The following is a 23,356-nucleotide window of genomic DNA, read 5'->3' on the forward strand; positions in this document are numbered from 1 at the left end:
CCGTGGCCGGGAGTGAGTCCGCGGGTTGTAACGGAGGGTAATGCGAAATGACCATTTTGTTGGGCGTTATCGCATGCGGGTTGCTCGCGGTGGTTTATGCCATCTGGGCAACACAGTCGGTGATGGCCGCCGACCAGGGGAACGCCCGCATGCAAGAAATCGCAGGCTACATTCGTGAAGGGGCGCAGGCCTATCTCACGCGTCAGTACAAGACCATTGCCATCGTCGGTGTTGTCGTTTTCATCGCCGCTTGGGTTCTTCTTTCTCCCGCCGCCGCTTTCGGCTTTCTGGTCGGTGCGATCCTTTCGGGCGCTGCGGGCTTCATCGGCATGCATGTTTCTGTTCGGGCAAACGTCCGTACTGCCCAGGCGGCTTCCGTCAGCCTTGCCTCCGGCCTCGACATCGCTTTCAAGTCAGGCGCGATTACCGGCCTTCTCGTAGCGGGCCTGGCGCTTCTCGGCGTCTCCGTCTACTACGTCGTCCTCACGGCCGGCCTCGGGCATGAGCCCGCCTCGCGCGAAGTCATCGACGCGCTGGTCGCGCTCGGTTTCGGCGCTTCTCTGATCTCCATCTTCGCCCGTCTCGGCGGGGGCATCTTCACCAAGGGCGCCGACGTTGGTGGGGACCTCGTCGGCAAGGTGGAGGCCGGCATTCCGGAAGACGATCCGCGCAATCCGGCAACGATTGCCGATAACGTCGGCGACAATGTCGGCGATTGCGCCGGCATGGCGGCCGACCTGTTCGAGACCTACGCCGTCTCGGTCGTCGCGACCATGGTGCTGGCGGCGATCTTCTTCGCCGGCACGCCGGTGCTCGCGACGGTCATGGTCTATCCGCTGGCCATCTGCGCAGCCTGCATCATCACGTCGATCATCGGCACCTTCTTCGTCAAGCTCGGTACCAACAACTCGATCATGGGCGCTCTCTACAGGGGCCTGATCGTCACCGGCGTGTTGTCGATCCTCGGTCTCGGCGCAGCCACGTCCTTCACGATCGGATGGGGCACCATTGGTACGGTTGACGGCAAGGACATCACCGGCTGGAATCTGTTTTTCTGCGGCATTCTCGGCCTGATCGTGACGGCCCTGATCGTGGTGATCACGGAATATTATACCGGCACCAACAAACGGCCGGTGAACTCGATCGCCCAGGCTTCGGTCACCGGCCATGGCACCAACGTGATCCAGGGGCTTGCCGTCTCGCTGGAATCGACGGCCCTGCCGGCGATCGTCATCGTTGGCGGCATCATCTTCACCTACCAACTCGCCGGCCTCTTCGGGACCGGCATCGCCGTCACCGCCATGCTCGGTCTTGCCGGCATGATTGTGGCACTCGATGCCTTCGGTCCGGTGACGGATAATGCCGGCGGCATCGCGGAAATGTCGCATCTGCCGCCGGAAGTGCGCAAATCCACCGATGCGCTCGACGCGGTCGGCAACACCACAAAGGCCGTCACCAAGGGCTATGCGATCGGTTCGGCCGGTCTCGGCGCGCTGGTGCTCTTCGCGGCCTATTCGAACGACCTCCGCTACTTTGCGGCGAATGGTGACAAGTACCCGTACTTTGCCGATGTGGGCCAGATCTCCTTCGATCTCTCCAACCCCTACGTTGTGGCAGGCCTGATCTTCGGCGGTCTCATCCCCTACCTCTTCGGCGGTATCGCGATGACGGCGGTCGGCCGTGCGGCCGGATCCATCGTTGAGGAGGTTCGTCGACAGTTCCGCGAAAAACCCGGCATCATGGAAGGCACGGAGCGGCCGGACTATGGTCGCGCCGTCGACCTTCTGACGAAGGCGGCGATCCGTGAAATGGTCGTTCCCTCGCTGTTGCCGGTGCTCGCACCTATCGTCGTCTACTTTGGCGTGCTGCTTCTGTCGGGCTCGAAGGCCTCGGCCTTCGCAGCACTCGGCGCATCGCTTCTCGGTGTCATCGTCAACGGCCTGTTCGTGGCGATCTCGATGACGTCGGGCGGCGGCGCCTGGGACAATGCCAAGAAGAGCTTCGAGGATGGCTTCGTCGACAAGAACGGCGAGCGTCATCTCAAGGGCTCGGAGGCGCACAAGGCATCCGTCACCGGTGACACGGTGGGCGATCCCTACAAGGATACGGCCGGTCCGGCGGTGAACCCTGCGATCAAGATCACCAACATCGTGGCGCTGCTGCTTCTGGCCGTCCTCGCCTGATTGTATCGCTGAAACGAAAAAGGCCCGCGGAAGAGACTTCCGCGGGCCTTTTGCTTTGTGATGGGTGAACTACTTGCTGCCGAAGTCCTTGAACAGGCTCTTTGCAGCAGCCTGTCCGGCACCTGGTCCGCTCAACAGCTGGCCGAGGAAGCTCGTTTCCTTGCCGCCGGTCGGCGTCGTGCGCGACAGCATGTCGAAGACCTTGCCATCCTTCAGCGTATAGTGTGCGAGCTGGCTGACAGTACCTTCCTTGTCGAAGTAAACAGCAAGGATCGACTGGTCGACCAGCTGAGGCTTCATGAAGGCGACGGGACGCTTGCGGGTCTGCGAAATGTAGTAGAACACTTCGTTGTCGAAGGTCGCGGTCGTCGACGGGGTGCCGAGCGACAGGAGCACCTGCTCGCGGCTGGAGCCGACGGGAACGAGGTTTAGCGTTTCCTGGTCAACCACATAACCCTGATGAAGGACTTCACCGACATTGGCGGACTGGCAGGCTGAAAGGGTGAGACCGGCGATGGTAGCTACGGCCGCCACGCGGCCGAGGGTTTTAAAGTTTTTTCTCAAATACCGCTTCGTCAACGACAGCTCCCCTTGGAGAAACGATGGCAGATCCGCCATTGCAATTCGTGCCTGCTTCGGTAAACCAGCTTCGGCTGTCATGCAACAACGGGATGGGCGCTTGCGCGCATTTCGAGAAAGCCAAGCCCGAGCTTTGTGATGATTTTTGGACTGTTCAAAAGAAAAAGCGGCAATGCCGTGATTGTCGAGCGTCAGTATGCACTGCTGACGTCGGCCGCGCGCCAACCTTATCTCTACACCGACCTCAATGTGCCGGACACGGTCATGGGGCGGTTCGAGATGCTGTCGGCTATGCTGATCCTCTACTTCCGCCGCACCCGTGCTTCGGCAAGGCCCGGCCAGGAGATCGCGCAGGAGATCATCGACGCTTTCTTCGAGGACGTCGATCACTCGATCCGCGAACTCGGCGTGGGCGATGCCGGCGTTCCGAAGAAGATGAAGAAGCTGGCCGGCATGTATTACGGTCGCCTCGAGTCCTACGCGGCAGCGCTGGAAGCGAAGGATACGGCCGCCTTGGCAGCGGCACTCAAGCGTAACTTTCATCCGGAAGGCGGCGATGCAGCACCCTCGATGGAGGCGCTTGCAGCCTATCTGCTGACTGTCGAGGCGCACCTCGCCGACATTGCCGAAGAGGTTGTCGAGGCCGGTCAGTTGCAGATTCCATCCGCTGGCGTTTAATAGAGCGGTTATTAAGAGATATCAGCGCCGCGAGCGGGAACCCGGGCGGCAGCTGCATTCGCGACTGGGCGGCATCAATCGCCCTGGCGAGGAAGGATCCGATCATGAAAGACGATAGCCAGCCGGCCTTCTCCTATCCGGTGAAGGTGGGGCATATCTCGGCGAACGCTGTCAGCGTGCAGCTTTCAGCAAACGAGCGGGAAAGGGCGGCATTGGCGAAGCTCTGGGGCGTCAGGGACGTGCTGTCGCTCAGCGCAGAGTTGCAGATCGCGCGCTGGAAGAAGGATGGCGTCAAGATCAAGGGCGATGTCACGGCCCGCATCGTGCAAAGCTGCGTGGTGACGCTCGAGCCCGTCGAGGCCGACATCCATGAACCGGTCGAAGCGATCCTGGTTCCCGAAGGATCGCGGCTCGCCCGCCAGGCGAGCAACGACGGCGGCGAGATGATTCTCGACCCGGATGGTCCCGACATCCCCGACACGTTCACGGGCGACACGATCGATGCCGGCGTCGTCGTCAGCGAGCAGGTGGCGCTTGCCATCGACCCCTATCCGCGCAAGCCGGGTGCGGCTTTCGGCGAGCGAATCGAGAGCACCTCAGCGGACGACAAGAAGCCGAACCCGTTTGCTGTCCTGAAGGACTGGAAAAAGGACTGAGGCCGCGAAAGCCTCTTCTACAATTCGGTTGTCACGCAAAGGAAAAGCAGTATTTTGGCCCCAAACCGGCCAAAAGAGCCGTGAAGCGATCTGCCGCGTGCTTGGCTCAAGCGTCAGAAGCAATATGTTTCGTCATTGCGTCCCAGGTGAGTGCGCCACGACGGCACGTGTTGTGTGGCAGAAATGAAGGATAAGACACGCGTGGTCAGAATTTCACTTGACGTGATGGGTGGCGACTATGGTCCCGAAGTCGTCATCCCGGGTGCCGCAAGAGCGCTCGAACGTCATCCGGACATCAAGTTCGTGTTGTTCGGTATCGAAGCGCAATGCGCGGAACTCTTGGGAAAATATCCGAAGCTCAAGGCCAGCAGCACCTTTTACGATTGTGAAATCGCCGTGGCGATGGACGAGAAGCCGAGCCAGGCGCTTCGCCGCGGCCGCGGCAAATCGAGCATGTGGAAGGCGATCGACGCGATCAATGCCGGCGAGGCCGATGTCGTCGTTTCGGCCGGCAATACCGGCGCGCTCATGGCCATGTCGGTCTTCTGTCTGCGCACGATGCAGGGGATCCAGCGCCCGGCGATCGCTGCCATCTGGCCGACGCTGAAGGGCGAGAGCATCGTGCTCGACGTCGGCGCGACGATCGGTGCGGATGCGCAGCAACTCATGGACTTCGCGCTGATGGGCGGCGCCATGGCGCGGGCCCTCTTCGAGATCGAACGACCGATGGTTGGGCTTCTCAACGTCGGTGTCGAGGAAATCAAGGGACAGGAAGAGGTCAAGGAAGCTGGCCGCCTGATCCGTGAAGCCAATATCGATGGCTTTGACTATTACGGTTTCGTCGAAGGCGACGACATCGGCCGTGGGACGGTCGACGTCGTTGTGACCGAAGGCTTTTCCGGCAATATCGCGCTGAAGGCAGCCGAAGGCACCGCGCGCCAGATTGCCGAATATCTGCGCGCTGCAATGTCGCGCACCCTGCTTGCCAAGATCGGCTACATCCTGGCCAAGGGTGCGTTCGATCGCCTGCGCGAGAAGATGGATCCCAGGAAGGTCAACGGTGGTGTATTCCTTGGCCTCAATGGCGTCGTGATCAAGAGCCATGGTGGTGCGGATGCCGAAGGTTTCGCAGCCGCGATCGATGTCGGCTACGACATGGTGAAGAATGGCCTGAAGTCGAAGATCGAGTTCGATCTGGCGAAGTACCATGGTGCAGAACCGCCGCAGGCCCTTTCCGCCGGCATGAATGATGAGGTTTGAATAGATGATCCGTTCCGTCGTTCGCGGCTTCGGCGCAGCTTTGCCGAAGCGCGTTGTTACCAATCAGGAGCTGGAATCCAAGGTCGATACGTCCGATGAGTGGATTGTGCAGCGCACCGGCATCCGGCAGCGCCACATCGCCGGCGAGGGCGAAACGACCGCGTCGCTCGGCGAAGGCGCCGCGCGCGCCGCACTCGCCAATGCCGGGCTTACGCCAGATGACATCGACCTCATCATCCTGGCGACCTCGACTCCGGACAACACGTTTCCGGCAACCGCCGTCAATATCCAGGATCGCCTTGGCATGCGCCATGGCGCAGCCTTCGATATGCAGGCCGTTTGTTCCGGCTTCGTCTATGCGGTGACGACGGCCGACGCCTACATCCGCGGCGGTCTTGCCAAGCGCGTGCTGGTGATCGGCTCGGAGACGTTCTCGCGCATCCTCGACTGGAGCGACCGGACGACCTGCGTGCTCTTCGGCGACGGCGCCGGTGCCATCATCCTGGAAGCCCAGGAAGGCGAGGGTACGAATGCCGACCGTGGCGTGCTGACGGCGAAGCTTCGCTCGGACGGCGCCCATCGCGACAAGCTCTATGTCGATGGTGGTCCTTCGACCACGGGAACGGTGGGCCATCTCAAGATGGAAGGCCGCGAAGTCTTCAAGCACGCGGTCGGCATGATCACCGACGTTATCGAGGCAGCCTTCGAGGCGACCGGCACGACGGCCGAGGACATCGATTGGCTTGTGCCGCACCAGGCCAACCGTCGCATCATCGATGGCTCGGCCAAGAAGCTCTGCATCCCGCTCGATAAGGTTGTGGTGACAGTCGATCTCCATGGCAACACCTCCGCGGCGTCCATTCCGCTGGCCCTGAACACCGCGGCGGCCGATGGCCGGATCAAAAAGGGCGATCTCGTTCTGCTCGAAGCCATGGGTGGTGGCTTCACTTGGGGCTCCGTTCTGATACGCTGGTAAAAAATGCTGAGGCAACGCAGGCGCTTGACCACAATAGGCAAGGGCAATAGTCTTCGGTCGCTGATCGGCGTGCCAGACGTTGGTGGGGGAAGATGAGCGGAAAAACAGTAACACGAGCAGACTTGGCTGAGTCGGTTTTTCGCAAGGTAGGTCTGTCACGGACAGAGTCTGCCGAGTTGGTGGAAACCGTCATTGACGAAATATGCAACGCAATCGTGCGTGGCGAGAGCGTGAAGCTGTCTTCTTTCGCGACCTTCCAGGTCCGCGACAAGAACGAACGCATCGGGCGAAACCCGAAGACCGGCGAGGAAGTGCCGATCTCGCCGCGCCGTGTGATGACCTTCAAGGCGTCCAACGTGCTCAAGCAGCGCGTGCTGAAGGCCCATCTCAGCCGTAGAGCGAAGCAGAAGCCGGCATCTCCCGCGGCGTGAAGTCATGGCTTCAGCCACAAATGTGGTTGAAAACCCATCCATAAGCCGTTGAAATGGACCCGATTCGTGCCATCATCGGTATGATATCGGTTCATTGCGGCCCGCGAGCGTGAGTCGCGTGACATGGATTGGGAACCACATGGAAAAGAGCCCGGACGCTTTCCGCACCATCAGCGAGGTCGCCGACGACCTCGATCTGCCGCAGCATGTTCTGCGCTTCTGGGAAACCCGTTTCCAGCAGATCAAGCCGATGAAGCGCGGCGGCGGTCGTCGCTATTATCGGCCGGAGGATGTCGATCTCCTGAAGGGTATCCGGCATCTGCTCTATGATCACGGCTACACCATCAAGGGCGTGCAGAAGCTGTTGAAAACCAACGGCAACAAGTTCGTTGCCGCCATTGCCAGCGGCGATCTCGCAACCGTCGAAGCGCTTGCGGCGTCGAGCAACGAGGAGCCGGCACCGCCCAAGGCCGGCGTTTCGGAAGAAGATCAGATCGTCGGCCGCGCCAAGGCACCGGCGAGCCGCCGCTTCTTCTCGTTCGGCGGCGGCAGCGACGACGTGCCGGAAATCTCGCTCGGCAAATCGTCGTCCGTCGGCAAGGAAGACCGGGCGCTGCTGCAGGAGGCGCTCTACGATCTCCTGGAATGCAAACGCCTGCTCGATCAGGTGCGCTGAGAGTACCGCGGTCGCCTACCAAGCGCGTGCTCGTCCGACGAGGCGCCCCGCCTTCAAGACCATAGGAAAATTGACCGACGACGCAGGCGTGACGCTTGCGCGGTCGTGGGTCGCATAACAGTCAGCCGACGGTTCCGGCCGAGCAATCGGCGAATACTCGTTCGATCGTCAGTTTGTGAGATTGGCGGCTCGCATTCAAATGCTGCAGGCCCAAGGGAAGGGGCAAACCACGCATGCATTGACGTGAGCGACTGAGGGATGCCCACAGGGCCCGCGTTCTGTCGCTCACACTAAAGTTGCCGCGTTTAGTAGGACATACGGAAACCACCGGGGCTGGATGCGGAAACATCAGGCTGCGGATAGGGGCCGTTCCACTGCGCGTAGGTTGTGTTGGTCGAACCGGACGTCGCGCATCCGGACAGCGTCAGGACGACAAGTGCGGTTACGGCCATCAGAGATTTAAGAGGCATGGTCTACTCCTGAAAGGGAGGCTCCAGGCCTCAAGGGCCAGTACCAAACTGTCCCTCAAATCGGTTGTGATGGCAAGCTCACGTTACGTCAGGGGCAGCGTTTCCAACGATGTGATTTCAGGTTTGGTGAAGGTTCCATTGCGATCGAGGATCGCCGATCCATGGGCGATCTTCCGACAAAATGGACTTTTCTTCTGATCGACCCGCCGAGTGCCCGCAGCTTTTCCACGCCAGAGATTTCTTTTTCACGCCGAGTGCGAAATTCCCGCTTGCGCTCTAAGCGCTGGTTATATAGGGGTTTCCTCGGTTCGGAGCGTAGCGCAGCCCGGTAGCGCACTTGACTGGGGGTCAAGGGGTCGTGGGTTCGAATCCCGCCGCTCCGACCATTTTTCTCAATCCTCAATCCCCCATAGAGCGATTGATCTGTTTTTCATTTCCCTCTTTGCAGCGCTACTCCGCCGGCTGAAGGATAGCCGGTACGCGGCGTTTGGCGGCCGCCTTCTGATAGAGCGTTTCCGTTTGATCGAGCATCACGTCGAGGGTGAAGCGGTCTTTCAGTCTTTGCGCGATGGCGGACAGTTTTCCGAACGTTTCCGGTGTGGCGGCTTTAACCATCGTCTTGGCGAGCAGGGACGTGTCGTCACTGTTCGGCAGGATGAAGCCGTTCTGGCCATCTTCGATGACCGTGCGGGCACCGCCGATATCGGTGGCGATAATAGGCTTGCCTGCGGCCGCCCCTTCCAGCATCACGTAGGACATGGCTTCGTAGCGGCTCGGCATGACCAGAAGATCGAATGCCGGTGCGGCCTGCGGTCCGGTGAAGGCCGAGGTCAGGTGCATGCGGTTCTGCAATCCACTCTCGGCCATTGCCTTGCGCAGGCTCCTTTCGAGTTCGCCCGCGCCGACCATCACCAGATGGCTGTTTTTCACGGATGCGGCGACGCTCTTGAAAGCGGCGATCAGCCGCTCCGGCGCCTTTTGCGCCGAGAGGCGGCCAATGAAGCCGAAGACGAAGGCATCCGGCGCGATCCCGAAGCTGGCGCGAATCGTTTGCGCCATCTCGCATGAGGGCGGGGCAACGCCGTTGACGATCACCGACATCCGCTTTTCCGGCATGTTCAGCGACAACGCGTGACGATACTCATCCTCCGAAACGCAGATCAGATGGTCGGTGAGAAAACGGGCGAGGCCCCATTCGATCGTGCCGTAGATGAGGCGACCGGCGCGGCCGAGCGTCGGGTCGAGGGTCCGGAAGGCGTGCGGGGTATAGACACGCGGAACATGGGGGCCGGGCAGGCGCAGGCGCGTCAGCGCGCCGGCCTTCGAACTGTGGCCGTGGATGATGTCGAAATTGCCGCGGCGAATGAGGCGGCGCAATTCAAGAAAGCGGCCGATATCAGAAGGTCCCGGCGGGCGCTTCATATCGACGGCGTGGACGGCCGGCAGGCCGATTGCCTTCAATTCGCGCACGAAACCTTCCTCGGCGCGCACCGGCGAATAAACTGCCTCCACATGGTGCCCGCGCTCGTGCACGCCGCGGCAGAGGTCGAGGAAATGTCGGCCCGAGCCGCCGCCGCTTGGCTCCAGCACTTGGAGCAGGCGCAGGGGAAGGGCCGGGCGCCGGCCCGCAACGATGTGTTCCATGATCAGGAGCTCCAGCCGGCGCGTGCCTGCCGGCGATGGCGGTATTCGAGAGCGGCACATCCCCAGATGATGCCGAGGAGCAGGTAGAAATGGCGCCAGTGGTCGGTATCGATGACATTGCCGACGCCGACATGGCCGAGAACGGCGACCCAGGCGATCATCAGGTAGGTTTGCCAGGGGCGGTTGAGCAGCAGGAAGCGGAAGCCGAGCGAAAGCGTCCAGATGATCAGCGTGACATAGCTGATGAAACCGAGCCAGCCGTAGGACGTCAGCGACTTCAGCCAGACATTGTGCTCGTCTTCCGGGAAGATCGTGCTGAAGACCATCGGCCCGATCCCGAGCGGCTTCTCCATCGACATCAGGAAGCCCAGGCGATGGCGGTCGAAACGGCCGAGATGCCCGCCGTCATAATCCTGCACGAGCTGCGACCGGCTGGAAAAGAGGGTTGCGACTCGCTCGGATTGAAGGGCGACGAGAAGAGCGCCGACGACCATAAGCCCGCCGACGAGCGCCAGCACGAGGATCCTGAGGCGGAAGAGGCCGCTGCGTTCCTTGAGCAGCATGACGAAGACGAAGGCGACGACGCAGAAGAGATTGAGCGCCCAGGCCGCACGCGAAAACGACAGGAAGACACCGAGCGCGAGAACCATCAATGCGGCGATCTTCGGCGGTGCCTTCTGGATCGGCTGCGTCAGGATGCCATGGATCAGATACATGGCCGGCACCGAGAGAAACGGCCCGAATACGTTGGGGTCCTGAAAGGCGCCCTTGGCGCGGCCATAGAGTGTGAAGTTCTCCGCGCCCGGAACTGCGCCGAAATAGCCGAGAATGCCGAGCAACGCGGTAATGATGGCCGCTGCCACCCAGGCATTGAAGATCAGCCGCAGGCGCTCGTGGCGGTCTTCGATGATCGCGGCGTAGAACACCGACGATAGGGCAAGAAAGCCAGAGACCGCCATGTACATCGGGCCCTTGGTCAGGTCGACCATGACCGTCAAGGACAGGATGCCGCCCACCATGAACAGCGTCAGGAGCGCGAGCAGGGGAGCGACACTGCGGGAAATCTTGAGACCGAAGAGCGCCCACAGGCCAATGAGCGCGACCAGGAACAATTCATAGGGCGCGGGCTCGAAGATGACGAAGCCGGAGAGAAATACGGCGAACGCCACGAGCCCGGAGCCAAGCAGCGAGAGCGCCGCAAGCTGGGGACGCGCGATCGGGAACCGGCCTGTCTCGACGGTGCTCAATAGGCGTTCTCGGTGTTGAGAAGCCGGAACGGTGTCAGGAACAGGATCTTGAGATCGAAGAGCAGCGACCAGTTTTCGATGTAGTGGAGATCGAACGCCGTGCGCAGGCGGATCTTCTCATCATTGTCGATCTCGCCGCGCCAGCCATTGATCTGCGCCCAGCCGGTAACGCCTGGCTTGACGCGATGGCGAGCGAAATAGCCTTCGACGACGTCGGAATAGGTCCGGTTCTGGGTCTGCGCCGCGACGGCGTGCGGACGCGGCCCAACGAGCGACAGTTCGCCTTTCAGCACGTTGAAAATCTGCGGCAGTTCATCGATCGACGACTTGCGGATGAAGCGGCCGACCGGCGTGACGCGAGGGTCCCCCTTGGTCACGGCGTTGCGTGCCGAAGGGTCGCTCATATGCGTATACATCGAGCGGAACTTGTAGACCTCGATCGTCTCGTTGTTGAAGCCGTGCCGCTTCTGCTTGAAGATGATCGGGCCGGGAGAGGTGGCTTTGACCGCGATGGCGGCGCCCAACATGATCGGCCATAGGAGCACCACGGCAACCAGGCTGAAGAAGATGTCGAAGCCGCGCTTGGCGACCGAGTCCCAATCGGCGATCGGCTTGTCGAAGATGTCGAGCATGGGCACATCGCCGACATGGGAATAGCTACGAGGACGGAAACGCAGATTGTTGGCGTGGGCCGCGAGCCGGATGTCGACCGGCAGGATCCAGAGCTTCTTGAGGAGCTCGAGAATGCGTTTTTCCGCCGTCAGCGGCAGCGAGATGATCAGCATGTCGATGCGCGCCAGGCGCGCGAACTCCACGAGCTCGTTGACCGTTCCAAGTTTCGGATAGCCGGCGATGACGTTCGGCGAGCGGCGCTCGTCGCGGTCGTCGAAAATGCCGCAGATACGGATGTCGTTATCGGGCTGATCCTCAAGCGTGCGGATCAGGTCCTTCGCCGGCTGGCCGCCGCCGACGACAACAGCGCGGCGTTCCATCGTGCCGTTGCGGGCCCAGTGGCGAATGGAATAGGCGATGAAGGCACGTTCGGCGACGAGAAAGAGCGCGCCACCGACGAACCAGCCGCCGAACCAGACGCGGGAATATTGGTGGCCGGATTTCAGGAAGAAGAGGGCGATGGCAATCCCACCGAAGGCGACCGCCCAGGCCGCGAGAATGCGCGGCATCACGCGCAGACAGGCGCGCAATGCAGGGATCTGGTAGGTATCGGCGATCTGCATCGCGGCAACCGCCAGCGCCGAGCCTCCCATCAGTATCGCCAGATAGAGCGGCAATTGCTCGAAGCCCGGTTGAACGTAGAGCGCGTTGATCGCGTAGCCGATGGCGAAGAGCGCGCTGAACTCGAAGAGCCGCATCAGCCCCATGATCATGGCCGGCGAATAGGTGTCGGCCCGGAACTGTTCGGCGATTTGCCGCGCCAGCGGATTGAGTTCTGCAGACGGCTCGCCGCTCGGCATCTCGCCCGGCGCACGGGAGCGGATTTCCGAAATCTTCTTGCGAAGCGCTTCGGGATCGAATGAATCCGGGCGGTCAAACTTGTTCATGGCTGTCTTCCGGCGCTGAAGTCCCTCAGTCCGGATAGCAGAAAGCCACTAAGAAACGCTTACGTTGTAGACGACACGCTATCCGTGGACGGCTGGTAACGGCACAATTCCCGGTAGAGCTCTAGCATATCGGACGACATTACCGAAGCGGCGAATCGCGATTTGAATGTGTTCGGCTCAGGCATGACCCGCACCGCCCAGTCCTTCTCGCTGATCGAGCGCGCCATGATGGCGGCCAGTGACTGAACGTCGGCCGGTTCGGCGAGCGCGGCGCTGGCGGCCCCCAGTATTTCCGGGATGCCGCCGACACGGCTGGCAATGACCGGCTTTCTCGCCGCAAGCGCCTCGAGGACGATGTAGGGCATGGACTCGGCCCGCGAGGGAACGACGACGTTGCGCGCCAGCGTAAACGCCTCACGGGTCTTCATCGCCGGTTGCATCCTGATACGGCGGCTCAGACCTTGCTGCAGCATCAGTTCGCTATATTCCTGCTGCTGTGGGCCGTCGCCAATCATCAACGCCGAAAGCGGTCGCCCGACGAGGCGCTCGGTCCGCGCGAACGCCTCCACAAACAAATCGGGACCCTTCAGGTCCCGCATCATGCCAATATAGAGAAAATCGACAGCATCCGGCCGAGGGGCGATCACCTCGAACTCCCCGTCGTCGATCCCATTGTAGATCAGTTCGTGCCGTACACGTGGCGCACCGACCTTGGTGAAATAGGTCTGGCGCTCGAAGTCGCAGACAAAAACGAGCGCATCCGCGAGCCGCTCCTGAACCCGTTCCAGCGGGAAGACAAGCCGCCCGATCAGGGAGCGGCGGCGATAGTGGAGGCTCCCCCCGTGCGGGGAATAGAGGCGGGCTACGCGATACCTGTTGACCCGCAAGGCTGAACCGATGAGGCGGGCAATGGCGCCACCCTTGGCGCCGTGCCCATGCAACACATCCGGTCGCAAACTTCTGATTTCCTTGTAGCCGCGCCATAGCGCGGCAAGATCCGACGGCCCGACTGAGCGGTGAATCGGCATGCGAACGAGGCCGAGCGCCAGATAGGGCCGGATCTCGTCGAACAGTGAATCCTCGTGACTACCCCCGGTGGTGCTGTCGCAGAGAATGCCGACCTCATGGCCGGCGCGGGCGTGCGCCTCGGCAAGATCGCGCACATGGCGGAAAATTCCGCCGACGGGCGATCTGAAACAATGGATGATGCGCAGGGGACGCTGTTGCTGCATCGAGATCAGAACAGGCGTTCGCGGACGTAGATCGTATCGCCGGCGAGAACCGCGTCGGTGATCGGAACGCGGCCGGTGATGATGCGGCCGTTGATCTTGCGGGTAATGTCGGCGTTGGATTGGTTGGCGCGCGGCGAGAAACCGCCGGCGACGGCAATCGCATTCTGCACCGTCATCCCGGGCACGTAGGCATATTGTCCGGCCTGGCCGACTTCACCCATGATGAAGACCGAGCGGTAGCGATCGACCTCGATCGTCACGTCGGGGTCGCGCAGATAGCCCTGGCGCAACTTGGCAGCGATCATGCCTTCGAGCTCCGGCAGGGTCTTGCCGCGCGAGGCGACAGTGCCGATCAGCGGAAACGCGACGTAACCGGCCTGGTCGACCGTATAGGTGCCGCTGAGGCCGGCCTGTTCGAAGACGTTGATGCGCAGGCGATCGCCGCTGTCGAGGCGATAGGGCTGGATGGTGGCTTCGCTAAAAGCCTTCGGCGCCGGCTGGTAGCTTGTGCAACCGCTGAGCAACATCGACAGCACTGCCGCCGTGATCGCGAGACCTGTCTTGATAGCTGCGGTTGACATGCGGTTCATAGGCTCCGGAAACGACCCACCTTTTCAGACGTTATCGATCCGTTAGGGTTAATAGCCGGTAAACTCGCGGTAGAATTTTTGCGCCGTATCGCTGCAACGGGGAGGGGTTTATCACCCGGAGGTTGATCGTATTAACCCTTGCGTTACCATGTTCGTTTACCCTCCGGCAAAATTTGAGGGTTCGGAGCCAATAGCATGTCGGGAAGCGGCAGCGGTCAACAGGATGTGGATATCGACCTCGGCGCCCTGTTTCGCGCTGTCTGGGATCGGCGCGTCAAGGTGTTGCTCGCAACAGCCTGTGTGACAGCACTCGCCTTCGGTGCGGCAAAGATGATTGCGCCGGACTATCAGAGCGAAACCCGCGTGCTGATCGAATCGCGCGAGCCGGAGTTCAGCGGCCCCAATCAGTCTTCGCAGGCCGGCGCCGATCGTGTCTTCGACGAATCCGGGATCTTGAGCCAGGTGCAGGTGCTGCGTTCGGCGGACCTCATCAAGCAGGTCGCGCGCAATATGAAGCTCTATGAGCTGAAGGAGTTCGATCCATCGGCAGCACCCTCGGCGCTTTCGGATCTTCTCGTCATGCTCGGCCTCAAGAAGAACCCCTTGGAGATGCCGCCAGAGGAGAGGGTGCTCAAGGAATTCAACGACAAGCTCCAAGTCTATCAGGTCGAGAAGTCCCGCGTGATCGCGATCGCCTTCACCTCGAAGGACCGCCAGCTCGCGGCCGCCATTCCGAACGAAATGGCGAAGGTCTTCCTTACGTTGCAAAGCGGCGCCAAGCTCGACACCAATTCCGAGGCGACCCGCTGGCTGGAACCGGAGATCGCCAATCTGCGCGAGAAGGTGCGGGATGCGGAAGCGAAGGTTGCCGCCTACCGCTCTTCGTCCGATCTGTTGCCGACCGGCGAGACCGAGAATTTCGCGACGCGGCAATTGACCGATATTTCGACCGAGCTGACCCGGGTGCGCGGCGAGCGCGCCAATGCGGAGGCACGCGCTGCCGGCGTGCGCTCGGCCCTTGCAAGCGGCCGGGCGGCGGACACGATCACCGACGTCGTCGGCTCGCAGATGATCCAGCGGCTGAAGGAGACCGAAGCGAATCTGCAGGGGCAGGTTGCCGACCTTTCGACGACATTGCTGGATGGCCACCCACGCCTGAAGGCACTGAAATCGCAACTCGAAGGCATACGCGGACAGATTCGCAGCGAGACCCGCAAGATCCTGGCGAGCCTGGAAAACGAGGCCAAGGTCGGCGAACTGCGCGAGCGGCAGCTCGTCCAGCAGCTGAACGCGCTGAAGGCTCAGTCCGCACAGGCCGGCGAGGAAGAGGTGGGACTGCGTGCGCTGGAGCGCGAAGCGACCGCGCAACGTCAGTTGCTCGAGACCTATCTCGCACGCTACCGCGAGGCGACGTCGCGCACGGTGGAAAATGCGACACCCGCCGATGCACGTGTGATTTCAAGCGCGGTGGTTCCCACGAGCGCGAACTTCCCGAAAGTGCTGCCGATCACGATCGTTGCCGCCCTCGCGACGTTCCTGTTGAGCTGCGTCGTGATCATGCTTGGCGAACTGTTCAGCGGCCGGGCGCTGCGTCCGGTTTCGGCAACCGGCGAGCGGCTGGCACCGGTTCGCCCGCGGCCGGCCTTGGCTGCAAGCGCCACCGATATCCCGATCATGGCAGCGGATAGGCAGCCTGAAGTGGCGCCTGTCACCGAGGATAATGATGCAGTCGAACTGGTGCCGGCGGCGCAAATTCCGGCTGCAGATACGGACACCGTGGAGGCTGCCGCCGAACCGGACTTCTCGATCGAGGCGGTGGCGGAACATCTTCGCGCCACCGGCGCGCGTGTTGCGATTTCGGTGTCGCCGGGCGGAGACGAAGGATCGACCGCAACCGTGATGCTGGCGCGCTTGCTGGCTGAGGACGATATCAAGGTGGTGCTGATCGACCTGACCGGTTCGGCCTGCCCGACGCGCCTGATGGCGCGCTCGCCGCAGCTTCCCGGAATAACCAACCTGCTGGCGGCTGAGGTGCCCTTCACGGATACGATCCACGCCGACCGCTTCTCTGATGCACACGTCATTCCCCAGGGCGATGCGGATCCGCGGCAGGCGATGCGGGGCATCGAACGGCTGAAGATGATCATCGACGCCCTGACCAACGCCTACGATCTCGTTCTAGTCGAGTGCGGCCCGGCGGACGAAATGGCTGTCGAGAAGATTGCCGGCCGCGATGGCGCAGAGATCATCCTCTCGGCGCCGTCGGTCAGTGATGAGCGGATCGTCGAGGTTCTGACCGGTTTCGGTGCGGCCGGTTATCGCGACATCGTTCTCATGACCGGGCAGGCAGCCGATCCGGAGTATCCTGACCGGGATGCCGCCTAACCGACGACGGCGTGTCGAAAGCGAGAAGTCAACGCGGGCTGCTGCTGTTCGGCCTTCAGTCCCCGGTGCTTTGTGCACCGATTTTGCCTTGCCTGAACCGCCTCGCTCGCTGCAGGCGGGCGTAAACGGCCTTGTTCGACTTCGCCGCTGCCTTTGCGCGTACGACAAGGTGATGGCGCAGGGCGGCAAGGCGCCCCGGGAGGGTCACCGGTAATGTAATGTCACGCAACGGCGTCTCGATCGTGCACCAGGATCGCTTGTAGGGTTGGTCGCCGACACCGAAATCGAACAGGCGCACGCCTTGCGTCGAGAGGCGTTCGATCATCCGATAGAACAGCAATTCACCCGGACTTGCTTCGCCTGCCAGCGTCTCGTCGATCGAGCCGAATTGGCAGATGACATGGTCGCCCTTGAGCGAAATCCCGGCGACGGCAACGACCTGCCCGTCACGTTCTCCTCTAAGCCGGATGGCGTTGAGCTGCATGAGCTGTGGGTTGCCGTACTGATGGGAGGCAAGCGCATGGAAGAAGGCCTGTGTCTCGGCGTCCTGAAAGACGTCGGGAAGGCCGAGTGTTGCGAAGCGCGTCGCCTTCTGCCGGAAGAAGGTATCGAGCAACGCCTGCGCCTCGCCGGGGGTGCGGGCGATCACGTAGTCGTAGCCGCCCATCTCCGTCAGTCGTCGTTCGGAGATGCGCATCTTCTTGCGGCGGCGCTTGGCGTTGATCTGCGCCAGTGTGAGTTGAATGCTGCCGAGGAGGGGCAGCTGGAATGACGAATTGGGGTTTGCGACGCCTGGAAGTGCGGCAAAGGGGCTGACGCCGCCACGCCACTCGCTCGGCATCCGGTCGAGCATGACGACATCCGCAAGGCCGCGGAGCGCCGTTCGAATATCCCGGGCCAAGGCGTGGGCCAGTGCCGGAGTCATGACTGCGGAGGCGCCGTCGACAAAGAGCCCCGTGTTGAGGTTGCTGTGTTCCATTCCGATCAGGCGGGCTGTTCGAAACAGGCGCCCGTGCCTGAGTTCCAGCGGCAGAATGAGGAAAAGCTCGCCATTGAACGCAACGCGCAGCAGCAAGAGATCGCTTCCGTGCGTCTCTGCCCAGGCACGGCACCAGTCGTAGGCATGATGCAGCGAGTTGCCGGCAAGACCGTCGAGCGAACGCCATTCGGCCTCCAGCGGCTCCATGGCGCGGTGGATCGAAATATCGAAGCGGCGCGTGACATCGGACGGACCCACACGCATGGACGCGCGCGGGCGACGGTCGCCGGAGCCTTCCATGGTCAGATCGGAGTTCGTCATCGAAGGTGCCATCCGGTCCCTGTTGCCGAGCGATTGAACCTCAAGCCGGCTACGATCCGTTTAATGCGATAGCTCTTATGAACGGCATTTGAGAATAACCCGGGAACGCAGTTAGCAAAGCGTGAAGCGTTGCCGGGCCAGCGGCGCGGCCGTTCAGTCGAGAAAGCCCGTGGCCAGTGCCTTTGCCCATTCCAGCCGGTTGCGACTGGCTGCGAGCCGGGACATCGTCATCCAATCATAGGGAACGTTGCGGAACGTGACGCCCCATCCTGACGGCGTCTGCTCGACGACGGCGTAGCGTGCGTCCGGCGAACCCGCCTCGACCTTGTGCGGCACAGGTTGGTCGTCGTCATAACCTGGGCAGCCGACGCTGCCGGGATTGACGACGAGGCGGCCGTCTGAAAGGCGGACGGCGCGCTGGATATGCGTGTGCCCGCAAAGGATGACCGGATAATTGATGCCGGCGGCTTCAGCCTCGATTGCCGAACGCGGCGCCATGTGGACGGTGCCGTCGGTCGTCAAAGCCTCTAGCCAGTAGGTTTCATCGTTCGTCGGCGTCGCATGGCACAGGAAGAACGTTTCCCTGTGGACGTGCGCGACGGGCAGGGTGGCCAGCCATTCGCGGTGCTCCGGCTGCAATTCATCGTAGGCAGAGCGATCCGATAACCCCAGGTCCCGGGGGTCGACTGTCAACAGATAGCGATCGTGATTGCCTCGGATCGAGGGGATCGCGCGCTTCATGAGGATGTCGGCAGTGCGCGCTGCATTGAGCGGGCCGCTCACGTGATCGCCGAGGTTGACGATGTCGGTGATACCGAGCGCATCGATGTCGGCGAGAACGGCCTCGAGCGCGAGATCGTTGCCATGGATATCGGCGATGACTGCAAGTCTCACGGGCGTCTCCTCGAATGGCCGCTGCGCTTTGGCTCAGCGATCGCGAGCCGGCTTTTCCATCCATTTGATAATCAGCATGGCTGGCAATATCCAGAGCAGGCCGGTGAAGAAGAAGTAGGCCAGATGCACCCACCAGGGTGCGGCGCCGAGCAGCAGCGAGGCAAAGGTGACGGCAGCCAGTGCGTAAACGACGACGAGGATGATGATCAGGATCGTGCCGATCAGCTTTCTGAGGCGTACGGGCATTTCACTTCTTTCAGATGGCTTGCATGGGCGCGGACCGACCGCGACGGCATGCCGCAAAGGTTTCGGTCTTGTTTTGCATGCCGCTCTGGTGCAAATCAACGGCTTTCCGAAAGGTGCGACCGTTGATCCGTCCGGTCGCGCCGCCAACAACCCTGCGATACCAGAGGCAAAATAATGGCCGGCGTCGAAATGGCGACAGAACAGATGCTTCGAAACGAGATCGGCAAGACCGAGCGCAACCGCCGGCAGATCCGCGGCTGGCTCGCCGTCGTTATTTTCACGCTCTTTGCGCTCGTGCTTGTCGGTGGTGCAACACGCCTCACGGAATCGGGGTTGTCGATCACCGAATGGAAGCCGATCCACGGTGTGATCCCTCCGCTTTCGGCCGCCGAGTGGGAAGAAGAGTTCCAGCTCTATCAGCGCATTCCGCAGTACCAGAAGATGAACAACGGCATGACGGTTGACGAGTTCAAGACGATCTTCTGGTGGGAATGGGCGCATCGCCTGCTGGCCCGCACCATCGGGATCATCTTCGCTCTGCCGCTCGCGTTCTTCTGGCTGACCGGCCGGGTCGAGCGCAAGCTCCGGATGCCGCTTCTCGGCATCCTCGCCCTTGGCGGCTTTCAGGGTTTCATCGGCTGGTGGATGGTTTCTTCCGGCCTCGTCGAGCGCACAGAGGTCAGCCAGTATCGGCTGGCGACGCACCTCGTCATTGCCTGTCTGATCTTCGCCTCTTGTATGTGGATCTTCCGTGGGCTCAGTCCGCATTCCAACGACACGGCGCCCACGGATCGTTCGCGCAAGATGGCAATGATCATCGCCATCTTCAGCCTGTTCCAGATCTATCTCGGCGCGCTCGTCGCCGGCCTCGACGCCGGCTTCAGCTACAACACCTGGCCGCTGATGGATGGAGCGATCGTTCCGCAGGACCTGTTCCTGCAGCAGCCCTGGTGGATCAATCTGTTCGAGAATCCGAAGACGGTGCAGTTCGTTCACCGGATAGGCGCCTATGTGCTGTTTGCCTTCGCGCTGATGCACATGATTGACTCTCTGAGGGCTGCTCCTGAGACGACCCATGCGCGGCGCTCTGTGCTTCTGTTTCTGCTCGTCTCAGCCCAGGCGGTCATCGGCATCACCACGCTGGTGCTGCAGGTGCCGATCGGCTGGGGCGTGCTACACCAGGGCGGTGCCCTTGTCGTGCTCGGTTTCGCCATCGCCCACTGGCGCGGTTTCTACGGCGAATATCCGCGGCCGACGGCGATCGAGCTGCGCGACTGACGCGTGAAGAATGCCGAAATGACAAAGGCCCCGGCGGGATCGCCGGGGCCTTCTTTTTTCAGCTGCTATTGCCGATCAGGCCGACAGCATCAGGTCCATGTTCTGGACGGCCGCGCCCGATGCGCCCTTGCCGAGATTGTCGAGCAGGGCAACGAGGTTCACGTGATTGCCGCCGGCGGTGCCGAACACGAAGAGCTTCATCGTGTCCTTGCCGGCAAGCTCGGTCGCGTCGATGCGTGCGAGCTTCTCGCTTTCCGCAAGCGGTACGACCTCGACGATCGACTGCCCGGCATAGTGCTCGACCAGCGCCGAGTGGATCGTCTCCAGCGTTGCGCCGGCGGCAAGATCCTCGAGATAGAGCGGGACCTGGACGATCATGCCCTGCGCGAATTTGCCGACCGAGGGAGCGAAAATCGGCGCACGGTCGAGCAGGCCGTGCATCTTCATCTCGGGCACGTGCTTGTGCTTGAGCGGCAGGCCATAGAGGAAGTGCGGCGCGCTGATGTGGTCCGCATTGGTCTCGTCTTCCATCTGCGCGATCATCTGCTTGCCGCCGCCGGTGTAGCCGGAAACAGCGTTGACCGTGACCGGGTAGCCGTCGGGCACGATACCGGCCTGGCGCAGCGGCCGGATCACGCCGATCGCGCCGGTCGGATAGCAGCCGGGATTGGCGACGTGGCGTGCATCGCGGATCTTCTCCGGCTGCGCCTTGTCCATTTCGGCAAAGCCATAGGCCCAGTCCGGGGCGATGCGGTGTGCCGTCGACGTGTCGATGATGCGCACCTTGTTGTTGCCGGAAACCATTGAAACCGCTTCGCGCGACGCATCGTCCGGCAGGCACAGAATGGCGATGTCGGCGTCGTTCAGGAGATCTTCGCGCATCGTGGCGTTGCGTCGTTCCGCTTCCGGGATGGAAAGCAGTTCGAGGTCGCTGCGGCCGGCCATGCGCGTGCGGATCTGCAGGCCCGTGGTGCCGTGTTCGCCATCGATGAAGATCTTCGGTTTCATGATTTTCCCGTTCTGTCAGTGATTTACGGATAGTTCCGGAATCATTCTGGCATAAAATTGAATCAATTTCTCAACAGGCCGGCGGACCGCCGCCAGCCCTGTCAGTTCCTATACAAGCAGCCGCCCCTGGTCGCAACGGCGATACGGTTCTTCAGCGCAGCGGTGCGCGTTCCGCAAGTTTCTCCGCATGCAGTCCCAGCATGAACATGGCGACAGTGGCGCCCGCGATTGCGGTGACTTCGGCATGGTCGTAGGCGGGTGCCACTTCGACGACATCGCTGCCGACAATCGTCAGGGCGCCGAGCTTGCGCAGCACCGAGAGGATCTTGGCGCTCGACGGGCCGCCGGCAACCGGCGTGCCGGTGCCGGGCGCGTAGGCCGGGTCGAGGCAATCGATGTCGAAGGTGAGATAGGCCTTGCGTTCGCCGACCTGCCGGATGATCGTTTCGGCAATCTCGGCAGCACTCATTTCCTCGACGTCATAGCCATAGAGAATGCGAATACCGCAGTCTTCGGGTGCGTGGGTGCGGATGCCGATCTGGATGGAGGCGTCGGTATCGATCAGGCCCTCGCGCGCGGCACGTCCGACGAAGGAGCCATGATCGATCCGCCCCCGTTCGTCCGGCCAGGTATCCTGGTGTGCGTCGAACTGCACGAGGGCGAGGGGGCCGTGGATGGCCGCCTGCGCCTTCAGGATCGGATAGGTAATGAAGTGGTCGCCGCCGAGCGTCTGCAGATAAGCGCCGCTTCTGATGATTTTCACCGCTTCGCGCTCGATCGTCGCCGGCGTCTTCGAATGGTTGCCATAGTCGAGCAGGCAGTCGCCGTAGTCGATCGTCGCCATCGCGGCAAAGAGGTCGCGCTCGAAGGGGTACTGCGGATCGTTGTCGAAGATGGCGGAGGCGCGACGGATCGCCTGTGGCCCGAAGCGGGCGCCAGGACGGTTGGACGTGGCGGCATCGAAGGGAATGCCCCAGACGACGGCGTCGATACCCTTCAACTGCTTCGAATATTTGCGGCGCATGAAGGAGAGAATGCCGGCATGCGTCGGATCGGATGCCGCCGATGTGAGTGAGCGCGCCGTCAGCGCATGATCGATTGTCCTGTTGGCCATGTCCCGTCTCTGCTTCAGGGCGGGATGAAGAGAGCCGTGTGCTCGTATCCCGCTCTAACTTGTGGTGGCGAGACGTTGGACAATCGTCGCCGGCAAGGCAAGGCCCTGCCGGCCGATTCTTCCGCGATTACGAAGCCTTGGCTTCGTAGGTCGGGGCGAAGTCGCCAAGCGCCTTCGCTTCAGTGATGCGCGCGGCGATATCTTCCTCGATGATCGTTTCGAGCTGGGCGAAGCTGTCGATCACGTAATAGATAGGCTGCACGATATCGATGCGATAGGGCGTGCGCAGCACGGTCATCAGGTCGAACGGCCGGAACTCGACACCTGGTGTCTCCATGGCGTTGCGCGTCTCGTTCGGCGAAGAGACGATGCCTGCGCCGTAGCAGCGGCGGCCCTTTGGCGTGTTGATCAGGCCGAACTCGACGGTGAACCAGAAGATCCGGAACAGATGCCAGGAGTAACCTTTGCCGAGCGAAGCGGCCTTCTCGCCGAAGCGACGGACGAAGTGGGCGTAGCTCTGGTTGGTGAGCAGCGGGCAGTGCCCGAAGACTTCGTGAAAGATGTCGGGCTCTTCGATGTAGTCGATATGCTCACGCCGGCGGATGAAGGTCGCCAGCGGAAACTTGCCCTGGGACAGAAGCTCGTAGAAACGGGACGGCGGAATGAGCGCCGGCACGCCTTCGACGCCGAAGCCGGTGGTTTCCGCAAGACGGCGGTTCACGTCCTTCAGCTGCGGCACATGATACGGCCCCAGGTCGAGCGTCTTTGCTCCTTCCAGATATTCGTCGCAGGCCTTGTCAGCGAGAAGCTTCATCTGCCGCTGATAGAGCTCGCCCCAGATCGCATCTTCTTCCGGGGTGTAAAGATATGTGCCGTCAGGCTCCGGTAGCTTGGCGGTGTATGTGCTTTCCTTGGTCATGACGTCTCCTCATGTCGTCAGAACAACTCTT

22 protein-coding genes and 1 tRNA gene are annotated in these 23,356 nt (G+C 61.8%); 10 read left to right on the forward strand and 13 right to left on the reverse strand.

Going from position 1 to position 23,356, the window contains the following annotated elements; translation table 11 throughout:
* Positions 1-47 precede the first annotated feature (47 nt).
* Positions 48-2,183 (forward strand): sodium-translocating pyrophosphatase, encoded by a 2,136-nt coding sequence (locus IB265_RS06070; RefSeq protein WP_057252566.1) that lies wholly within the window; start codon positions 48-50, stop codon positions 2,181-2,183.
* A gap of 69 nt (positions 2,184-2,252) precedes the next feature.
* Here IB265_RS06070 and IB265_RS06075 read toward each other — a convergent pair whose 3' ends face one another.
* A complete protein-coding gene (locus IB265_RS06075) occupies positions 2,253-2,762 on the reverse strand; it encodes an outer membrane protein assembly factor BamE (protein ID WP_057252891.1) in 510 nt (169 codons plus the stop codon).
* 138 nt (positions 2,763-2,900) lie between these two features.
* Between IB265_RS06075 and IB265_RS06080 the strand changes: the two genes are divergently transcribed.
* From IB265_RS06080 to IB265_RS06105, 6 genes are all read left to right on the forward strand, one after another.
* Entirely contained in the window at positions 2,901-3,440 is a 540-nt protein-coding gene (locus tag IB265_RS06080; protein ID WP_057252563.1) for a ubiquinol-cytochrome C chaperone family protein, read from the forward strand.
* Between the two features lie 104 nt (positions 3,441-3,544).
* On the forward strand, positions 3,545-4,096 hold the full coding sequence (locus IB265_RS06085; protein WP_057252561.1) for a DUF177 domain-containing protein: 552 nt from the start codon (positions 3,545-3,547) through the stop codon (positions 4,094-4,096).
* A gap of 201 nt (positions 4,097-4,297) precedes the next feature.
* Positions 4,298-5,356 (forward strand): phosphate acyltransferase PlsX, encoded by a 1,059-nt coding sequence (gene plsX / locus IB265_RS06090; protein WP_057252888.1) that lies wholly within the window; start codon positions 4,298-4,300, stop codon positions 5,354-5,356.
* A 4-nt stretch (positions 5,357-5,360) separates the two neighbouring features.
* Positions 5,361-6,332, forward strand: a complete 972-nt coding sequence (locus IB265_RS06095) for a beta-ketoacyl-ACP synthase III (protein ID WP_057252559.1) — start codon at positions 5,361-5,363, stop codon at positions 6,330-6,332.
* A gap of 92 nt (positions 6,333-6,424) precedes the next feature.
* Positions 6,425-6,763, forward strand: a complete 339-nt coding sequence (locus tag IB265_RS06100) for an integration host factor subunit alpha (protein WP_057252557.1) — start codon at positions 6,425-6,427, stop codon at positions 6,761-6,763.
* Positions 6,764-6,902: 139 nt separating this feature from the next.
* Positions 6,903-7,439, forward strand: coding sequence for a MerR family transcriptional regulator (locus IB265_RS06105; protein WP_057252555.1), 537 nt, complete (start codon positions 6,903-6,905; stop codon positions 7,437-7,439).
* A 305-nt stretch (positions 7,440-7,744) separates the two neighbouring features.
* Here IB265_RS06105 and IB265_RS06110 read toward each other — a convergent pair whose 3' ends face one another.
* Positions 7,745-7,909: a hypothetical protein gene (locus IB265_RS06110; RefSeq protein WP_093232207.1), complete on the reverse strand. Its 165-nt coding sequence runs from the start codon at positions 7,907-7,909 to the stop codon at positions 7,745-7,747.
* A 309-nt stretch (positions 7,910-8,218) separates the two neighbouring features.
* Here IB265_RS06110 and IB265_RS06115 point away from each other — a divergent pair.
* Positions 8,219-8,295: transfer RNA gene (locus IB265_RS06115), tRNA-Pro, on the forward strand.
* A 64-nt stretch (positions 8,296-8,359) separates the two neighbouring features.
* Here IB265_RS06115 and IB265_RS06120 read toward each other — a convergent pair.
* From IB265_RS06120 to IB265_RS06140, 5 genes are read right to left on the reverse strand one after another with little or no spacing between them, the layout of a single operon-like run.
* A complete protein-coding gene (locus IB265_RS06120) occupies positions 8,360-9,553 on the reverse strand; it encodes a glycosyltransferase family 4 protein (RefSeq protein ID WP_192494660.1) in 1,194 nt (397 codons plus the stop codon).
* Positions 9,554-9,555: 2 nt separating this feature from the next.
* Entirely contained in the window at positions 9,556-10,800 is a 1,245-nt protein-coding gene (locus IB265_RS06125) for an O-antigen ligase (protein ID WP_057252406.1), read from the reverse strand.
* A complete protein-coding gene (locus IB265_RS06130; protein ID WP_057252403.1) occupies positions 10,797-12,359 on the reverse strand; it encodes an undecaprenyl-phosphate glucose phosphotransferase in 1,563 nt (520 codons plus the stop codon). The genes IB265_RS06125 and IB265_RS06130 overlap by 4 nt, the downstream gene beginning before the upstream one ends.
* A gap of 59 nt (positions 12,360-12,418) precedes the next feature.
* Positions 12,419-13,591, reverse strand: a complete 1,173-nt coding sequence (locus IB265_RS06135; RefSeq protein ID WP_057252401.1) for a glycosyltransferase family 4 protein — start codon at positions 13,589-13,591, stop codon at positions 12,419-12,421.
* 5 nt (positions 13,592-13,596) lie between these two features.
* Positions 13,597-14,172, reverse strand: coding sequence for a polysaccharide biosynthesis/export family protein (locus IB265_RS06140; RefSeq protein WP_057252881.1), 576 nt, complete (start codon positions 14,170-14,172; stop codon positions 13,597-13,599).
* Positions 14,173-14,376: 204 nt separating this feature from the next.
* Here IB265_RS06140 and IB265_RS06145 point away from each other — a divergent pair, with 204 nt between their 5' ends.
* Complete coding sequence (locus IB265_RS06145; RefSeq protein ID WP_057252399.1) at positions 14,377-16,566, forward strand: exopolysaccharide transport family protein; 2,190 nt, start codon at positions 14,377-14,379, stop codon at positions 16,564-16,566.
* Between the two features lie 55 nt (positions 16,567-16,621).
* On the opposite strand, the gene IB265_RS06150 is transcribed toward IB265_RS06145, so the two are convergent.
* From IB265_RS06150 to IB265_RS06160, 3 genes are all read right to left on the reverse strand, one after another.
* Complete coding sequence (locus IB265_RS06150) at positions 16,622-17,866, reverse strand: GNAT family N-acetyltransferase (protein WP_057252879.1); 1,245 nt, start codon at positions 17,864-17,866, stop codon at positions 16,622-16,624.
* 153 nt (positions 17,867-18,019) lie between these two features.
* On the reverse strand, positions 18,020-18,760 hold the full coding sequence (locus tag IB265_RS06155; RefSeq protein WP_057252397.1) for a metallophosphoesterase: 741 nt from the start codon (positions 18,758-18,760) through the stop codon (positions 18,020-18,022).
* Between the two features lie 33 nt (positions 18,761-18,793).
* Entirely contained in the window at positions 18,794-19,006 is a 213-nt protein-coding gene (locus tag IB265_RS06160) for a DUF2842 domain-containing protein (protein WP_057252395.1), read from the reverse strand.
* Between the two features lie 174 nt (positions 19,007-19,180).
* Between IB265_RS06160 and IB265_RS06165 the strand changes: the two genes are divergently transcribed.
* On the forward strand, positions 19,181-20,284 hold the full coding sequence (locus tag IB265_RS06165; RefSeq protein WP_057252393.1) for a COX15/CtaA family protein: 1,104 nt from the start codon (positions 19,181-19,183) through the stop codon (positions 20,282-20,284).
* Positions 20,285-20,359: 75 nt separating this feature from the next.
* Here IB265_RS06165 and argC read toward each other — a convergent pair whose 3' ends face one another.
* The 3 genes from argC to IB265_RS06180 form a co-directional block, all read right to left on the reverse strand.
* Positions 20,360-21,292, reverse strand: coding sequence for an N-acetyl-gamma-glutamyl-phosphate reductase (gene argC / locus IB265_RS06170; protein WP_057252391.1), 933 nt, complete (start codon positions 21,290-21,292; stop codon positions 20,360-20,362).
* A gap of 151 nt (positions 21,293-21,443) precedes the next feature.
* The gene (gene speB, locus IB265_RS06175; RefSeq protein ID WP_057252389.1) at positions 21,444-22,406 is read right to left on the reverse strand and encodes an agmatinase; all 963 of its coding nucleotides are present in this window, start codon (positions 22,404-22,406) and stop codon (positions 21,444-21,446) included.
* A gap of 127 nt (positions 22,407-22,533) precedes the next feature.
* Positions 22,534-23,325: a phenylalanine 4-monooxygenase gene (locus IB265_RS06180; protein WP_058329374.1), complete on the reverse strand. Its 792-nt coding sequence runs from the start codon at positions 23,323-23,325 to the stop codon at positions 22,534-22,536.
* Between the last annotated feature and the right edge of the window lie 31 nt (positions 23,326-23,356).

Origin of the sequence: Ensifer sp. ENS10, from assembly GCF_014852025.1 — a bacterium.
In the GTDB taxonomy this organism is placed as follows: Bacteria; Pseudomonadota; Alphaproteobacteria; order Rhizobiales; family Rhizobiaceae; genus Ensifer.